At 72.5% G+C, this 14,751-nt stretch carries 14 protein-coding genes; 10 read left to right on the top strand and 4 right to left on the bottom strand.

Translation table 11 applies throughout. From position 1 onward, the window contains the following. Positions 1 to 29: 29 nt before the first annotated feature. Positions 30 to 1,247 (bottom strand): MFS transporter, encoded by a 1,218-nt coding sequence (locus AB0I21_RS26790; protein ID WP_360565179.1) that lies wholly within the window; start codon positions 1,245 to 1,247, stop codon positions 30 to 32. 96 nt (positions 1,248 to 1,343) lie between these two features. On the opposite strand from AB0I21_RS26790, the gene AB0I21_RS26785 reads away from it, so the two are divergent. The 3 genes from AB0I21_RS26785 to AB0I21_RS26775 are packed head-to-tail and all read left to right on the top strand — an operon-like array spanning position 1,344 to position 4,561. Continuing rightward, positions 1,344 to 2,243 carry an SDR family oxidoreductase gene (locus AB0I21_RS26785; protein ID WP_360565143.1) on the top strand — a complete coding sequence of 300 codons (900 nt, stop codon included), beginning with the start codon at positions 1,344 to 1,346 and terminating at the stop codon, positions 2,241 to 2,243. Between the two features lie 37 nt (positions 2,244 to 2,280). Next, positions 2,281 to 3,429, top strand: coding sequence for an acyl-CoA dehydrogenase family protein (locus AB0I21_RS26780; RefSeq protein WP_360565142.1), 1,149 nt, complete (start codon positions 2,281 to 2,283; stop codon positions 3,427 to 3,429). A 10-nt stretch (positions 3,430 to 3,439) separates the two neighbouring features. Beyond that, a complete protein-coding gene (locus AB0I21_RS26775; RefSeq protein ID WP_360565141.1) occupies positions 3,440 to 4,561 on the top strand; it encodes an acyl-CoA dehydrogenase in 1,122 nt (373 codons plus the stop codon). 93 nt (positions 4,562 to 4,654) lie between these two features. Here AB0I21_RS26775 and AB0I21_RS26770 read toward each other — a convergent pair whose 3' ends face one another. Continuing rightward, a complete protein-coding gene (locus AB0I21_RS26770; protein WP_360565139.1) occupies positions 4,655 to 5,470 on the bottom strand; it encodes an SDR family oxidoreductase in 816 nt (271 codons plus the stop codon). Positions 5,471 to 5,678: 208 nt separating this feature from the next. Between AB0I21_RS26770 and AB0I21_RS26765 the strand changes: the two genes are divergently transcribed. Further along, entirely contained in the window at positions 5,679 to 7,286 is a 1,608-nt protein-coding gene (locus AB0I21_RS26765; RefSeq protein WP_360565177.1) for an AMP-binding protein, read from the top strand. A gap of 52 nt (positions 7,287 to 7,338) precedes the next feature. Here AB0I21_RS26765 and AB0I21_RS26760 read toward each other — a convergent pair whose 3' ends face one another. Then, positions 7,339 to 8,415: a phosphotransferase family protein gene (locus AB0I21_RS26760; RefSeq protein WP_360565137.1), complete on the bottom strand. Its 1,077-nt coding sequence runs from the start codon at positions 8,413 to 8,415 to the stop codon at positions 7,339 to 7,341. 116 nt (positions 8,416 to 8,531) lie between these two features. Here AB0I21_RS26760 and AB0I21_RS26755 point away from each other — a divergent pair, with 116 nt between their 5' ends. Continuing rightward, a complete protein-coding gene (locus AB0I21_RS26755; RefSeq protein ID WP_360565135.1) occupies positions 8,532 to 9,347 on the top strand; it encodes a sugar phosphate isomerase/epimerase family protein in 816 nt (271 codons plus the stop codon). Positions 9,348 to 9,351: 4 nt separating this feature from the next. On the opposite strand, the gene AB0I21_RS26750 is transcribed toward AB0I21_RS26755, so the two are convergent. Then, complete coding sequence (locus AB0I21_RS26750; RefSeq protein ID WP_360565134.1) at positions 9,352 to 10,113, bottom strand: enoyl-CoA hydratase-related protein; 762 nt, start codon at positions 10,111 to 10,113, stop codon at positions 9,352 to 9,354. A 174-nt stretch (positions 10,114 to 10,287) separates the two neighbouring features. Between AB0I21_RS26750 and AB0I21_RS26745 the strand changes: the two genes are divergently transcribed. Genes AB0I21_RS26745 through AB0I21_RS26725 form a run of 5 tightly spaced genes read left to right on the top strand, consistent with a single transcriptional unit; the run spans position 10,288 to position 14,743 of the window. Then, entirely contained in the window at positions 10,288 to 11,148 is an 861-nt protein-coding gene (locus AB0I21_RS26745) for a CoA-transferase (RefSeq protein WP_360565132.1), read from the top strand. After that, on the top strand, positions 11,145 to 11,972 hold the full coding sequence (locus AB0I21_RS26740; protein ID WP_344510826.1) for a CoA-transferase: 828 nt from the start codon (positions 11,145 to 11,147) through the stop codon (positions 11,970 to 11,972). Before AB0I21_RS26745 ends, AB0I21_RS26740 begins: the two co-directional genes overlap by 4 nt. Further along, entirely contained in the window at positions 11,969 to 13,078 is a 1,110-nt protein-coding gene (locus AB0I21_RS26735) for a nitronate monooxygenase (protein ID WP_360565130.1), read from the top strand. The genes AB0I21_RS26740 and AB0I21_RS26735 overlap by 4 nt, the downstream gene beginning before the upstream one ends. A 2-nt stretch (positions 13,079 to 13,080) precedes the next feature. After that, positions 13,081 to 13,956: an SDR family NAD(P)-dependent oxidoreductase gene (locus AB0I21_RS26730; RefSeq protein WP_360565128.1), complete on the top strand. Its 876-nt coding sequence runs from the start codon at positions 13,081 to 13,083 to the stop codon at positions 13,954 to 13,956. Next, positions 13,949 to 14,743: an SDR family oxidoreductase gene (locus AB0I21_RS26725; RefSeq protein ID WP_344510820.1), complete on the top strand. Its 795-nt coding sequence runs from the start codon at positions 13,949 to 13,951 to the stop codon at positions 14,741 to 14,743. The genes AB0I21_RS26730 and AB0I21_RS26725 overlap by 8 nt, the downstream gene beginning before the upstream one ends. Positions 14,744 to 14,751 lie beyond the last annotated feature (8 nt).

The following is a 14,751-nucleotide window of genomic DNA, read 5'->3' as shown; positions in this document are numbered from 1 at the left end:
AGTGAGCGGTGGACAACGGGAGAGGTCGGTCATGTCGCGGGCACGGGGTCGCTGTCCCCGCGGCGGCGCAACCGCACGAGCACCGCGGCCGCCATGGCCAGGCACGCGGCGGCGTACAGCAGGAAGGCGGTCGCGGAGCCGAACCACGTGCTCAGCCCGCCGAGCAGGAGGGCACCGAACGGCATACCGCCCCAGCCGAGGAAGTAGAGGCTCATCACCCGGCCGCGCTGCGCGTCGTCGACGACCCGCTGGATGATCGTCTGCAGGGTCACCATGGTGCCGATGCTGAACGCGCCGCACAGCAATGCCGCCGCCGCGAGCACGGGCACGGTCGTCGCCGTGCCGAGCAGTGCGGTGCTGGCGGCGAGCAGCACGAGGATGAAAGCGGCGTGCCGCACGGTGGCGATGCGCCTGGAGAGCCGGGCCACGACGAGGACCCCGACGAGCGAGCCCACCCCGGTCAGGGCCACGAGCATGGGGAAGACGGTGTCCGGGTGGACCGAGGTTGAGGCCGCCCGGACGACGAGCTGGGTGGTGAAGGCGCATCCGAAGAACGCGTTCACCCCGACGATGGTCAGGCAGAGCGCGGCCGGTGGCCGCTGCAGAGCGTGCCGGAAGCCGGTGCGGACCTGCGCCGTCAGGCTCTCACGGACCACCGGGACGACCGGCGGGACGCGACGGGTCCGGATGGCGGCCGCGGCCGCGACCGAGGCGAGGCTGAGCGTGGCGTACATCATGAACGTGCCCAGCGCTCCCCAGGCCACGAGGATCAGCCCGGCGACGGCGGGGCCGATCGACCGGGCGAGGTTGAGCCCGGCGGCCTGGAGCGGGACGGCGGTGCCGAGCGCCTCGGCCGGGACGGTGTTGGCCACGAGGGCCTGGGTCACCGGGGACAGGAAGCTGATCCCGGTGCCGGCGAGGAAGGCGAGCGAGAGCAGCACGGGCAGGTCGGCGATGTCGGCCGCGGCCGCCGCCGCGCAGACCCCGGCCAGGACGCTGACCGCCAGGAGCACACCGATCTGCAGCCGCCGGCGGTCGAGGGCGTCGGCGAGCACCCCGGCCGGGATAGAGAACAGCGTGTACGGCACGAGCAGGCAGAAGAAGAGCGCGCCCATCGTCGCCGGGGTGTCGTCGACCTCGGCGAGCGCCGACTGGAAGGCGATGTTGCAGCCCCAGTAGCCGGCCTGGGACAGCACCAGGGTCAGCAGTACGAAGCGGAAGTCTCGGAATCGCAGAGCCGAGAACATTTCCACGTCGTCGCCATCCTTCGGGTCGGTTGCCAAACCCTACCAAGCGCTTGCTTGCGCCACCAGTGCGGGTGTGGTTGTCTGGCCGCACCTCGAGTGAAAGGACGTGTAGTGGGCGGCTTCTGCGCAGGACGCACGGTGATCGTGACCGGTGCCGGACAGGGACTGGGCCGGGCCCATGCCCTCGAGTTCGCCCGGCAGGGCGCCGACGTCGTCGTCAACGACATCGACAGCAACCGGGCGGCGGCCCAGGCCGTCGTCGACGAGATTCTCGCGTCCGGCGCCCGAGCGGTCGTCAGCACCGGTGACGTCAGCGACTGGTCCTACGGTGAGCGCCTCGTGCGCGAGGCCGTCGAGACCTTCGGCGGGCTGCACACCCTCGTGAACAACGCCGGCATCAACCGCGACCGGATGCTGGTCAACATGAGTGAGCAGGAGTGGGACCTCGTCCTGCGGGTCGACCTCAAGGGCCACTTCGTGCCGATGCGCCACGCCGCCGCCTACTGGCGGGACGAGGCCAAGGCCGGCCGCCAGGTCGCCGCGCGCGTCGTCAACACGTCCTCCGGCGCCGGGCTCATGGGCAGCGTCGGGCAGGGCAACTACGGCGCCGCCAAGGCCGGGATCGCCGCCCTGACCCAGATCGCGGCCGCCGAGTGGGCCCGCTACGGCATCGTGGTCAACGCGATCGCCCCCTCGGCCCGCACCCCGATGACCGAGGCCGTCTTCGCCGAGGCGATGGCCGCCCCCGAGACGGGATTCGACGCGATGGACCCGGCCAACGTCTCCCCACTCGTGGTCTGGCTCGGTTCCGACGCCGCGCGGGCCGTGACCGGCGCCGTCTTCGAGGCCGCCGGCGGTGAGGTCTCGCTCGCCGACGGCTGGCGCCACGGGCTGGCCGCCACAAAGGGCGAGCGGTGGGAGCCGGAGGAGCTCACCGGCGCGATCGCGGACCTCATCGCCCGCTCCGAGCCGCCGACCCCCGTCTACGGCGCCTGACATGGGTTCGGCGGCGGCGCGGGCCACCGGAGCACCGGTGAGCGACGAGCAGTTCCGGGCCGAGATCCGCGGCTGGCTCCACGAGGCCCTCACCGGGCCGTTCGCCGAGGCCGTCGGCACCGGCGGCGAGGGGCGCGAGCACGAGGCGCACGAGTTGCGCCGCGAGTGGGAGCGTCACCTGGGCAGGGCCGGCTGGATCGGTCTCGGCTGGCCCAGCGAGTACGGCGGACGCCCGGCGACCCTGGCCCAGCAGGTCATCTTCCACGAGGAGTACGCCCGCGCCGGCGCCCCCGGCCGGCTCGGGCACATGTCCGAGCAGCTGCTCGGCCCGACCCTGCTCGCCTTCGGCACGCCGGAGCAGAAGGCACGGTTCCTGCCCGGCATCACCAGCGGCGAGGACATCTGGTGCCAGGGCTACTCCGAGCCCGACGCCGGCTCGGACCTCGCCGGGGTCCGCACCCGCGCCGAGCGACAGGGCGACACCTACGTCATCACCGGGCAGAAGGTGTGGACCTCGCTCGCGCACCTGGCCGACTGGTGCTTCGTCCTTTGCCGCACCGACCCCGACTCGACCCGCCATGCGGGCCTGTCCTACCTGCTCGTGCCGATGGACCAGCCCGGCATCACGGTGCGCCCCATCACCCAGCTGACCGGCACGAGCGAGTTCAACGAGGTCTTCTTCGACGGAGCCGTCGCCGCCGCCGAGCACCGCGTCGGCGCCGAGGGCGCGGGCTGGAAGGTCGCCATGGGCACCCTGGGCTTCGAGCGCGGCGTGTCCACCCTCGGCCAGCAGATCGGCTTCCGCCGGCGGCTCGACGCCGTCATCGCCCGGGCCCACGACAACGGCGCCTGGCAGGACCCGGCGCTGCGGGACCGCTTGATCGACGCCTACATCGGGCTGCAGGTGATGCGGCACTCCGCGGTGCGGCTGCTGGCGTCCGCCGGTGAAGGGCTGTCCGGCCTGGAGGCGTCGATCTCCAAGCTGCAGTGGGCGACGTGGAACCGCTCGCTCGGCGAGCTCGCGGTCGACGTCGAGGGGGCCGGGGCGCTGCTCACCGGGCCTGCGTACGAGCTGGACGACGCCCAGACCCATTTCCTCTTCAGCCGCGCCAACACGATCTACGGCGGCTCCAACGAGATCCAGCGCAACATCATCGCCGAGCGCCTGCTCGGCCTGCCGCGATGAGGTGATGACGATGCCCGAAGCGAACGCCGACCCTCAGCCGGTGGCCGAGGAGCTGGCCCAGATCCGCGTTTCCGTCGCCGAGATCCTCGACGAGCGGGCCGACCTGCGCCGTACCCATGAGGTCATGGTCGGGGCGCCGGGCCACGACCCGCAGCTGCATGAGCTGCTCGCGGCCGAGCTGGGCCTGCTCGGACTCGTCGTGCCGGAGCACCTCGGCGGGCTCGGCGCCGACGTGGCCGCCGGGACCGCCGTCATCGAGGAGCTCGGGGCCCGGCTCGTGCCCGGCGCGCTCGCGACGAGCCTCACCGCGATCCTCGCCGCCCGGGCCATCGGCGCGAGCGCCGAGCCCCTGCTGGCGCGCGTCGTGGACGAGCAGCTGACCCTGGCCATTGCCATCGCCGAGGACGGCACGGGCTGGGACCTCGAGCAGACCGCCACCCGGGCCGGCGGCACCGGCGGCGAGTGGGCGCTGACCGGGACCAAGACCCTCGCCGTCGGGGTCGAAGCCGCCCGGGTCGTCCTCGTCACCGCCCGGGACGCGGGCGGTGAACTGGGCGTCTACGCCGTGGACCGGGCCGCCGACGGGGTGGATGCGCAGACGCACATGACGCTCGACCAGACCCGGCGGCTGAGCACGGTGCACCTGCGCGGGGCCGCCGCCACCCGGGTCGATGCCCCCGGCGGCGAGGGCGCCCGGGTGCTGCTCGACCACGTGCGCGCCATGCTCGCACTGGAGTCGGCCGCCGCCGCCCGCGCCTGCCTCGACCGCACCGTCGAGTACCTCAAGGTCCGCGAGCAGTTCGGCCGCCCGATCGGGTCGTTCCAGGCCCTCAAGCACCGCTGTGCCGACCTCGCCGTCGCGGTCGCCGGGGCGAGGGCCACGGCCGACCACCTGGTCACAACGCTGCGCACCGGCGCCGCCACGCGCTCGCACGACGCGGCACTGGCCAAGCTCGTGTGCACCGACACGCTGATGACTGTGGCAGCCGAGGCGATCCAGTTGCACGGCGGCATCGGGTTCACCTTCGAGCACGACGCGCATCTGTTCTTCAAGCGCGGGAAGTCGGCCCAGCTGCTGGCCGGCGACCCGTCGGCGGTTCGCGCCGAGGTGGCGGCGCTCGCCGGGCTCTGAGCCGGCCGCCGACGTCCGCGGCAGGCAGCAGCGCACGACCGAGGGGGTCCGCACCGACGCGCGGACCCCCTCTGTCGTGCCTGGCCTGCGGGCTCAGCCGAGCGGACCGGTGCCGGGCGGCTGGGCGGCCAGGTGGCGCGACGGGATCTCACCGCCACCGGCGACGACGATCTCCGTGCCGGTGATGTAGCCGGCCAGCGGCGAGGCGAGCAACAGGCAGGCCGCGGCGACGTCGGCCGGGGTGGCCATCCGCTGCATTGGGATCGTGCGGGCCACGCGATGCTGTCCCGCCTCGTCGCCGTAGTAGAGGTGCGACAATTCGGTCTGTACGAGACCCACCGTCACCTGGTTGACCCGCACGGCCGGCGCGAAGTCGATGCCGAGGCACTGGGTCAGCATCGTCAGGCCCGCCTTGGCGGCGGCGTACGCGGCGGTGTCCGGGGCCGGGTTGGCACCGGCGACCGAGCCGATGTTGATGATCGTCCCGCCGCCCTGACGCTGCATGACCTCGTTGGCGGGCTGGGCGACGTAGAACGGAGCGAGCAGGTTGAGCGTGACGATCGCCGAGACGAAGCGCGGGGAGACCGTCGCGGTGTCGGCGCTCGGCGCGCCGCCGGCGTTGTTGACCAGGATGTCCAGCCGGCCGAACCGGTCCACCGCCGCGGCGACGAGGGCCTTGGCCTGCTCCGGGTCCCGCACGTCCGACTGGACGAAGACAGGTGTGCGTCCGTCGGCCTCGGGCAGGTGTTCGGGCTCGCTGCGGCCGCATACGAGCACCTGCGCCCCGGCCTTGAGGAAGGCGCGGGTGATCTCGGCACCGATGCCACGGGTGCCTCCGGTGACGATGGCGACCTGGCCGGTCAGGTCGACGCCCCCGTGCGTCGCGGGCGTGGTGGGGGACTGGGTCATCCGAGCCTCTCAATGATCGTGACGTTGGCCTGGCCGCCACCCTCACATCTCTGCGGGCAGGAGCCGGACGTCGGATCGGTCGGGTCTGGGCGCCTTGCCGGCGGCGTGGCCGGCATTGCCGCGGTGAGTCTAGCAAGCGCTTGGTTGGTCGGCTACGATCCGTTCCTGACGAGTCCCGGCTCAGCGTGAGGAGATGTGCGTGAGTGGCGTGTTGACCACGATCCCCGTCCTGCTGCGGCAGGCCGCGCAGGACGCCGCGGAGGTCGAGGCCCTTGTCGACGGTGCCGTGCGCATGACGTTCGCCGAGCTCGACGCGGCCGTCACCCGGTTCGCCAGGGCCGCGGTCGCGCACGGTCTCGAGCCCGGGGACCGCGTCGTCGTCTGGGCCCCGAACAGCGCCGACTGGGTCATCAGCGCCCTCGGCGTGCTGGCCGCCGGGGGCGTGCTCTGCCCCGTCAACACCCGCTTCCGCGGGGAGGAGGCGCGGCACGCCATCGCCAAGGTCCGGGCCACGATGGTCATCCTCGACGACACCTTCCTGGACGCCAACTACCTGGCCACGCTGCGCGGCGACGGGCCACCACCGGCCGCCGGGCACCCCGTGCCGTCGCTGCCCTCGGTGCGCACCGTTGTCGACCTGTCCGCCGCCGCCGGCCGCGAGCAGGCCGGTGACGGCGTGTTGTCCCTGGCCGACTTCACCGCGCCGGCCGACCGGATCGACCCCGGCGTCATCGACGGACGGATCGCCGCCATCGACCCCGAGGGCGTGGCCGACATCCTGTTCACCTCAGGCACCACCGGCTACCCCAAGGGTGCGATGGTCTCGCACGCCTCGAACCTGCGCGTCGACCTGCAGTGGGCCCGGCTGGTCGGGCTGCGGCACGGCGACCGCTATCTCATGGTCAACCCGTTCTTCCACAGCTTCGGGTACCGGGCCGGCATCCTCGCCTGCCTCCTCATGCGCGCGACGATCATCCCGGTCGCCGTGTTCGACGTCGAGACCGTGCTGCGCCTCATCGAGCAGGAACGCGTCACCGTCTTCCCCGGCGCGCCCACCATCTACACCACCCTGCTCGAACACCCGGACTTCGGCGCCTACGACACCAGCTCGGTGCGGCTGGCCGTCACCGGGGCGACGGTCGTGCCGGTGCCGCTGCTGCACCGGATGCGCGAGGAGCTCGGCTTCCGCGACGTCATCACCGCCTATGGCCTGACCGAGACGTGCGGCACCGCGACCGTGTGCCCGCCCGACGCCGACCTCGAGCGGATCTCGACCAGCTGCGGACGGGCGATCCCGGGCACCGAGCTGCGGATCGCCGGTGCCGACGGGCGGACGCTGCCGGCCCGTGAGGCCGGCGAGGTCCTCGTGCGTGGCTACAACGTGATGCTGGGCTACTTCGAGGACCCGGTCGCCACCGCAGAGGTCATCGACGAGGACGGCTGGCTGCACACCGGTGACGTCGGCTGGGTCGACGAGGACGGTTACCTGCGCATCACCGACCGGATCAAGGACGTCTACATGAACGGGGGCTTCAACGTCTACCCCGCCGAGGTCGAGCGCGTGCTGCGCGAGCACCCCGCGGTCTTCGACGTCGCCGTCGTCGGGGTCCCCGACGCGCGGATGGGCGAGGTCGGCAGGGCCTTCGTGCAGACCGTGACCGACTGGAGCGGGGACGAGTCGGTGCTCGTCGACGAGCTCGGGCAGTGGTGCCGGGACCGGCTGGCCAACTTCAAGCGCCCCCGCAGCTTCAGCATCCTGCCGGCCCTGCCACGGACCCCGAGCGGGAAGATCCAGAAGTTCAAGCTGGTCGGGTGAGCCCTGCGCCCACCCGGACAGGTGCCCGGTCACGAACGCGACCGGGCGAGGGTCAGCGCCGGCGCAGCGCTGCCGCGAGGGTCGCGGCCCGGCCGGCGAGGGCGGCCGCCTGCTCGGCGAACGATGCCGCGGTGCGGTCACCACCGCTCATCGCGCCCTGCGCGACCCTGGTGTGCACGCCCTCGACGATGCACGCGGTCTTCCACCAGTTGTAGGCGACGAAGTAGTCGATCCGGGCCGCGTCGGTGCCGGTGGCGAGGCAGTACCGGGCGAGCAGCTCGTCGCGGGTCGAGAAGCCGGGCAGGACGGTGGCCGGGTCGTGCAGCGCACGCGCCGCGTCGCCGGCCTGCGCCCAGTAGACGAGCAGCTGGCCGACGTCGGCCAAGGGGTCCCCGACCGTGGTCAGCTCCCAGTCGAGCACGCCCTGCACCCGCCACCGGTGGTCGAGCATGCAGTTGTCGAGGCGGAAGTCCCCGTGCACGATCCCCGAGCGGGACTGCTCGGGAGCCGTGGCCACGAGGTGCTCGTGCGCGGTCTGCAGATCGGGCAGGTCGCGGATCCTGGTCCGGTGCCAGTTCTCGTGCCAGCGCCTGAGCTGGCGGGTGATGTAGTCACGGCGATGGGCCAGACCCTCGAGCCCGATGACGTCCGGCTCGAGTCCGTGCAGGGCCACGAGGGCGTCGACCAGCGTCGGGCCGATGCGCGCGCGGTCGGCCTCGGTGGTGTGCCGCTCGACGTCGGCGGGGCTGCGCAGGACCGTGCCGTCGAGGTGCTCGAGCACGACGAGAGGGGCGCCGGCCACCTCGCCCGTCTCCTCGACGGCGAGCACGCGCGGCACCGGGAGGTGGCCGTGCAGGCCCCGCAGGATCCGCGCCTCGCGCAGCACGTCGTGCGCGGTGGCCGGGTGGTCCCCGAGCGGCGGGCGTCGCAGCACGACGACGTGGCCGGCCGCGTCGGTGGTCCGGTAGGTGAGGTTGGAGCGTCCCCCCGCGATGAGCTCGTGCCGCAGGTTCCCTTGCAGCTCGGGCACGGCGCGGCCGAGCCAGGCGTCGACCCCCGCCGGGAGACCGGCGGGCCGGGTGGTGCCGCTCGGGGCCGGACCTGTCTGCGCCTGGCCTGCTGCTGTCATTGGAGCGCCTCCTCGTTGTCGGACGAGCGTAGCAAGCGCTTGGTTGGTTTTGGCGTACCGTGCACCTCGACAGACCCCACACCTGAACGCCCGGCACCCGAACCGGTAGGAGCCCGATGTCCACCACGATCAACCCGACCTGTGTCAGCGGCATGGCCGCGATGTCCTGGGCGCTGCCCGAGGAAATCGCGATGTACCGGCGCACCGGCACCGACCTCGTCGGCCTGCAGTGCGGCAAGGTCGCCGCCTTCGGCGTGGCGGCCCTCGGGGACCTGCTCGCCGAGCACGACGTACGGCTCGGCTACCTCGTCCACGGCTTCACCGCCCACCCGGACGACGGGCCGGGCTGGGCGCGGCAGGTCGCGGCGCTGCAGGCCGGCGTCGTCAACGCCCGGACGCTCGGGGCCGACCTCGTCTACCTCACGTCGGGCCCGTCGGCGCGCCTGACCTGGGAGGGGGCGGCCGACCGGTTCGCCGAGCGGATCGCCCCGGTGGTGGCCACCGCCCGCGAGCACGGAGTGCGCCTCGGCGTGGAGAACACCCTGCCGGTCAGGTGCGACCTCAGCTTCACCCACACCGCGCGGGACGCCTTCGCCCTGGCCGACCTCTGCGGCATCGGCATCTGCCTCGACCTCTACTGCTGCTGGCAGGAGCGGGGCCTGACCGACCTGATCCGCGAGCGGGTCGCGCAGATCGAGATCCTGCAGGTGTCCGACTTCCGGGTCGGCACCTCGATCTTTCCGAACCGGTGGGTGCCCGGGGACGCTGACCTGCCGATGGCGAACCTGCTGGGGACCGTCCTGCGGGCCGGCTACCTCGGCATCGTCGACGTCGAGCTGCTCGGCCCGGCCATCGAGGCCGAGGGCGCCGAGCCGGCGGTGACCCGCTCGATCACGTGGATGCGCGAGCAGATCGCGGCGGCGCGTCGCTGAACGTTCAGGGCACGTCCGCCCACCGCGGCGGGCGCTTGGCGACGAACGCGGCCGCGCCTTCGGCGGCGTCCGGGCCGGCGAGCAGCTCGAGGGTCGCGATCCGGTTGGCCGCGGCGAGGTCGTGTTCGCGGGTGTCCAGGCTCAGGTGCATGAGCCGCTTGGTCGCCAGCACCGCCGCTGGGGAGTGGGTCGCGATCCGGGCGCCGAGCGTGAGGGCGCGCGGGAGGACCTCGCCGGTGGGGACCACGGCGTTGACCAGGCCGAGTTCATAGGCCCGGGCCGCCGGAAGCGGCTCGGCCGTCAGCCCGATCTCAAGGGCGACGGCGAGCGGCAGGCGACGCGGCAGGTCGGTGCCGCCCTCGGAGGCGGCGATGCCGCGCCCCACCTCGGGTAGTGCGAAGTAGGCGTGCTCGGCCGCGACGACGAGGTCGCAGGCGAGGGCGAGTTCGAAACCACCGCCGACGGCGGGCCCGTTCACCGCGGCGATGACCGGCTTGCGGTAACCGCCGCGCAGCAGCGTCAGCGGGGAGCGGGCCACGTCGACCAGGCGCCCCTCGGCTGCGGCGCGCAGGTCCATCCCGGCGCTGAAGGACAGCTCGCCGGTGCCGGTCAGCACGACCGTGCGCACGCCCGGGTTCGCGTCGTACCCGAGCAGGGCGTCGGTCATCGCCAGGAGGGTATCGGGGTCGAGGGCGTTGCGCACCCGTGGCCGGTTGATCCTGATGACACCCACCGCGTCGACGCGCTCGCACACGACTGTGTCCATCGTTGCATCCTCCTTCGTCTCAGGGCCTTGACCCTTTCCTGCCGGCTGTTAACCTACCAACCAAGCGCTTGCTTCGCCGGTATCGACTGCGGATGTCCGGCACGTGACTCACCTCTCGCACCGCTCGCCACCGCGCTGGAGCAGTGCCCCGACAGACGGAACGACGAGGGACATATGGCCGACAAGACTCTGACCACCCGCGATGTCGTCTCGCGGCTCGAATCCGGGATGACCGTCGGCATCGGGGGGTGGGGCTCGCGGCGCAAGCCCATGGCCCTCGTCCGCGAGATCTTGCGCTCCGACCTCAAGGATCTGACCGTCGTCAGCTACGGCGGGCCGGACGTCGGCCTGCTCTGCGCCGCAGGCAAGGTCAAGAAGGTCGTCTTCGGCTTCGTCTCCCTCGACAGCATCGCCCTCGACCCGCACTTCCGCGCCGCGCGGCAGCAGGGCGCCGTCGAGGTCGCCGAGTACGACGAGGGCATGCTCCAGTGGGGGCTCTACGCCGCCGGTATCCGCCTGCCCTTCCTGCCGACCCGCGCCGGGCTCGGGTCGGACGTGATGAAGCAGAACCCGACCCTCAAGCTCGTCCAGGACCCCTACGGCACCGAGCAGCTCGTGGCCATGCCGTCGCTGCGCCTCGACGTGGCACTCGTCCACATGAACCGCGCCGACGCCCAGGGCAACGGCCAGTTCCTCGGGCCCGACCCGTACTTCGACGACCTCTACTGCCTCGCCGCCGAACAGGCCTTCATGTCCTGTGAGCGGATCGTGCCCACGGCCGAGCTCAGCGCCACCGTGCACCCGGCGACCATCAAGATCAACCGTCAGCTCGTCACCGGCGTCGTCGAGACCCCCAACGGCGCGCACTTCACCTCCTGCGCCCCCGACTACGAGCGCGACGAGGCCTTCCAGCGTGAGTACGTCAAGGCCGCCGGCGACCGGCAGGCCTGGGCCGCCTTCGAGAAGCGGTACCTGTCCGGTACCGAGGATGACTACCAGGCGGCCGTGACCGCCCGAGCCGAGGAGGCCGCATGAGCAGCACCGTGACCGAATCCGCAGACCAGCCCGCGAGCAGCGCCGCCGCTGCCGGCGCGCCGGTGACTCGCGCCGAGTACTGCGCGGTCGCCGTGGCGGAGGCGTTCGCCGGCGACGGTGAGTTCATCGCCAGTGCCTTCGGCACGATCCCGGCCATCGGCGTCCGCCTCGCCCGGCTCACCGTCGCCCCCGACCTGCTGCTCACCGACGGTGAGGCCCGCTTCGTCTCCGGCAGCTGGCAGATCGGCGCGGACCCGCACGCCACCGAGGGTGTCGTCGTCGAGGGCTGGAGCCCGTTCCGCACGATCTTCGACCTCGTCTGGCACGGCAAGCGGCATGTCATGATGATCCCGAGCCAGATCGACGGGCACGGCAACACCAACATCTCGGCCATCGGCGACTACGCCAAGCCCAAGGCCCAGCTGATCGGCGTGCGCGGCGCCCCTGGCAACAGCGTCTACCACCCGACCAGCTACTGGGTGCCCAACCACTCCACGCGCGTCTTCGTCCCGACCGTCGACATGGTCTCCGGCGTCGGCACCGACAACGCCCGCGCCGCCGGCCCGGCCGCGAGCACGTACCACGACCTGCGCCGTGTCGTCACCAACCTCGCGGTCCTCGACTTCGGCGGCCCCGACGGCGCGATGCGCCTGCTCAGCCTGCACCCCGGTGTCACGCTCGAGGAGTTCCGTGCGGCGACCGGCTGTGACGTGCACGTCGAGGACGAGGTCCCGGCCACCCGCGAGCCGAGCGCCGAGGAGCTGCGCCTCATCCGCGAGGTCATCGACCCCCGCTCGCTGCGCGACCGCGAGATCCGCACGTGAGCCAGGGATCGCATCCGACGTTGCGCACCCGGGCGACCGACCTGTTCGGGGTGCGGTATCCGATCGTCCAGACCGGCATGGGCTACGTCTCCGACGTACGCCTGACCACCGCGACGGCCAACGCCGGCGGGCTGGGCATCCTTGCGGCGGGCCTGCTGTCCTACGACGAGCTCGTCGTGGCCGTCAGCCAGATCCAGGCCGGCACGGATGCGCCGTTCGGCGTCAACATCCGCGCCGACCAGCCCGACGTCGTCAAGCGCATCGACCTGCTCATCTCGGCCGGAGTCAAGGTTGCCTCCTTCGCGCTCGCCCCCAAGCAGGAGCTCATCGCCAAGTGCAAGGACGCCGGCCTCGTCGTCGTCCCGTCGATCGGCGCGCGCCGCCACGCCGAGAAGGTCGCCGCGTGGGGCGCCGACGCCGTCATCGTGCAGGGCGGTGAGGGTGGTGGCCACACCGGCGGCGTGCCCACCAGCCTGCTGCTGCCCCAGGTCGTCGACGCCGTCGACATCCCGGTCATCGGCGCTGGTGGCTTCTTCGACGGCCGCGGCCTCGTCGCCGCGCTCGCGTACGGCGCCGAGGGCATCGCCATGGGCACCCGCTTCCTGCTCACCAGCGACTCGCCGGTCCAGCCGTCGGTCAAGGACGTCTACCTGTCCAAGACGGTCAATGACACCGTCCTGACCCTGCAGGTCGACGGCGTGCCGCAGCGCGTGCTGCGGGCCGGCACGGTCGAGGCGCTGGAGCGCACCTCCGCTCCCGGCCGGCTGCTGCGGGCGGTGCGCAACGCCTTCGCCTTCCGGAAGCTGTCCCGCGCGCCGTGGGGCGACATGGTCCGGGAGGGCCTGGCCATGCGCAAGGCCCACGACCTGACGTGGAGCCAGGTCGTCATGGCGGCCAACGCTCCGATGCTCTACCGGTCGGCCCTGCTCGAGGGCAGGACCGACGTCGGTGTCATGGCCACCGGCCAGGTCGTCGGGCTCATCGACGACGTCCCGAGCGTCGCCGAGCTCATCGACCGCATCATCGGCGAGGCCACCCAGATCCTTGACCGGCTCGGCGCGCCCGCGCCGGTCGCGTCGATCCCGGCCGCACACGAGGAGAACTAGTCATGGGAGCACTGCAGGGACGGGTCGTCGTCATCACCGGCGCCGGCCGGGGCCTCGGCCGTGAGCACGCGCTGCTCGCCGCCGCCGAGGGTGCCTCGGTCGTCGTCGCCGACACCGGCGCCGCCGCCGACGGCACCGGCGGCGACCCCTCGGTCGTCGAGGCCGTCGCCGCCGAGATCACGGCCGCCGGCGGGCAGGTGCTGGCCAGCACCGCGGACGTCTCCACCACCGAGGGCGCCCGCGAGCTGCTCGCGCTCGCCCGCGACACCTACGGGCGCGTCGACGGCCTCGTCAACAACGCCGGCATCCTGCGGGACCGGATGTTCGTCAACATGAGCGAGGACGACTGGGACGCCGTGATCCGTGGGCAACTGCGCTCGACGTTCGCGCCGTGCCGGGTGTTCGCCGACCACTGGCGCACCGAGTCCAAGGCCGGCAACCGGCCGGTCGCCTCGATCGTCAACGTCTCCTCGACCTCAGGACTCATCGGCGCCGTCGGGCAGACGAACTACGGCGCGGGCAAGGCCGCCATCGCTGCCCTCACCGTCATCCTCGCCCAGGAGATCGGCCGCTACGGCGTACGCGTCAACGCGATCGTCCCGGTCGCGCGCACCCGGATGACCCAGGACCTGCCCGGCATCGGGGAAATGGTCGCCGCCCCGGCCGACGCGGGCGCGTTCGACGTCTACCACCCGGGCAACGTCTCCCCGCTCGTCGCCTGGCTGCTCACCGCCGCCGCGCCGGTGACCGGCGAGGTGTACTACGCCAAGGGTGGCGAGATCCGCCGTTTCGCGCCATGGAGCTACGACTGGACCGTCGACAAGGGCGCCCGCTGGAGCGTCGAGGAGATCGCAAAGGAGATGGCCACCCGTGGCTGACACCGGTCACACCACCGCCGACTGGGCCGGCCCCGCCCACAGGCTGCTCTCCGGGCGCTCGGTGCTCGTCACCGCCGCGGCTGGCACCGGTATCGGCTTCTCGACGGCCCGCCGCGCCGCCGAGGAAGGCGCGCGGGTCGCTGTCAGCGACCGTCACGAGCGCCGCCTCACCGAGTCGGCCGACGAGATCGAGCGTCTCACCGGGCACCGGCCGCTCGCGGTGCCCTGCGACGTCACCGACCAGGCCCAGCTCGACCACCTCATGGACACCGTCGCCGCCGAGTTCGGCGGCATCGACGTGCTGGTCAACAACGCCGGCCTCGGCGGCACCGCGGCCGTGCAGGACATGACCGACGAGCAGTGGGACTCCGTCCTGTCGGTGACCCTGACCTCGACGTTCAAGGCGACCCGGTCGGTGCTGCGGCACATGATCCCGGCGGGCAAGGGGGTCATCGTCAACAACGCATCCGTCATCGGCTGGCGCGCGCAGAAGGGGCAGGCGCACTATGCCGCGGCGAAGGCCGGCGTCATGGCGCTGACCCGGTGCTCGGCCCTCGACGTCGCCGAGCACGGCATCCGGGTCAACGCGGTGTCCCCGAGCATCGCGATGCACGCCCACCTGGCCAAGGTGACCAGTGACGAGCTGCTCGCCCAGCTCTCGGCCCAGGAGGCCTTCGGCCGGGCGGCGACGCCGTGGGAGATCGCCAACGTCATCGTATTCCTCGCCAGTGACTACTCGTCGTACATGACCGGCGAGGTCGTGTCCGTCTCGAGCCAGCACCCGTGACGACCCGG

Origin of the sequence: Dactylosporangium sp. NPDC050588 (genome assembly GCF_040654975.1) — a bacterium.
Taxonomy (GTDB): domain Bacteria; phylum Actinomycetota; class Actinomycetes; order Mycobacteriales; family Micromonosporaceae; genus Dactylosporangium; species Dactylosporangium maewongense.
This window is presented reverse-complemented; position numbering and strand designations above follow the sequence as displayed.

Coding starts and splice junctions, on each gene's coding strand:
- AB0I21_RS26790 (WP_360565179.1), bottom strand. CDS start 1,247: ATGTTCTCGGCTCTGCGATTCCGAGACTTCCGCTTCGTACTGCTGACC.
- AB0I21_RS26775 (WP_360565141.1), top strand. CDS start 3,440: ATGCCCGAAGCGAACGCCGACCCTCAGCCGGTGGCCGAGGAGCTGGCC.
- AB0I21_RS26770 (WP_360565139.1), bottom strand. CDS start 5,470: ATGACCCAGTCCCCCACCACGCCCGCGACGCACGGGGGCGTCGACCTG.
- AB0I21_RS26760 (WP_360565137.1), bottom strand. CDS start 8,415: ATGACAGCAGCAGGCCAGGCGCAGACAGGTCCGGCCCCGAGCGGCACC.
- AB0I21_RS26755 (WP_360565135.1), top strand. CDS start 8,532: ATGTCCACCACGATCAACCCGACCTGTGTCAGCGGCATGGCCGCGATG.
- AB0I21_RS26750 (WP_360565134.1), bottom strand. CDS start 10,113: ATGGACACAGTCGTGTGCGAGCGCGTCGACGCGGTGGGTGTCATCAGG.
- AB0I21_RS26745 (WP_360565132.1), top strand. CDS start 10,288: ATGGCCGACAAGACTCTGACCACCCGCGATGTCGTCTCGCGGCTCGAA.
- AB0I21_RS26740 (WP_344510826.1), top strand. CDS start 11,145: ATGAGCAGCACCGTGACCGAATCCGCAGACCAGCCCGCGAGCAGCGCC.
- AB0I21_RS26730 (WP_360565128.1), top strand. CDS start 13,081: ATGGGAGCACTGCAGGGACGGGTCGTCGTCATCACCGGCGCCGGCCGG.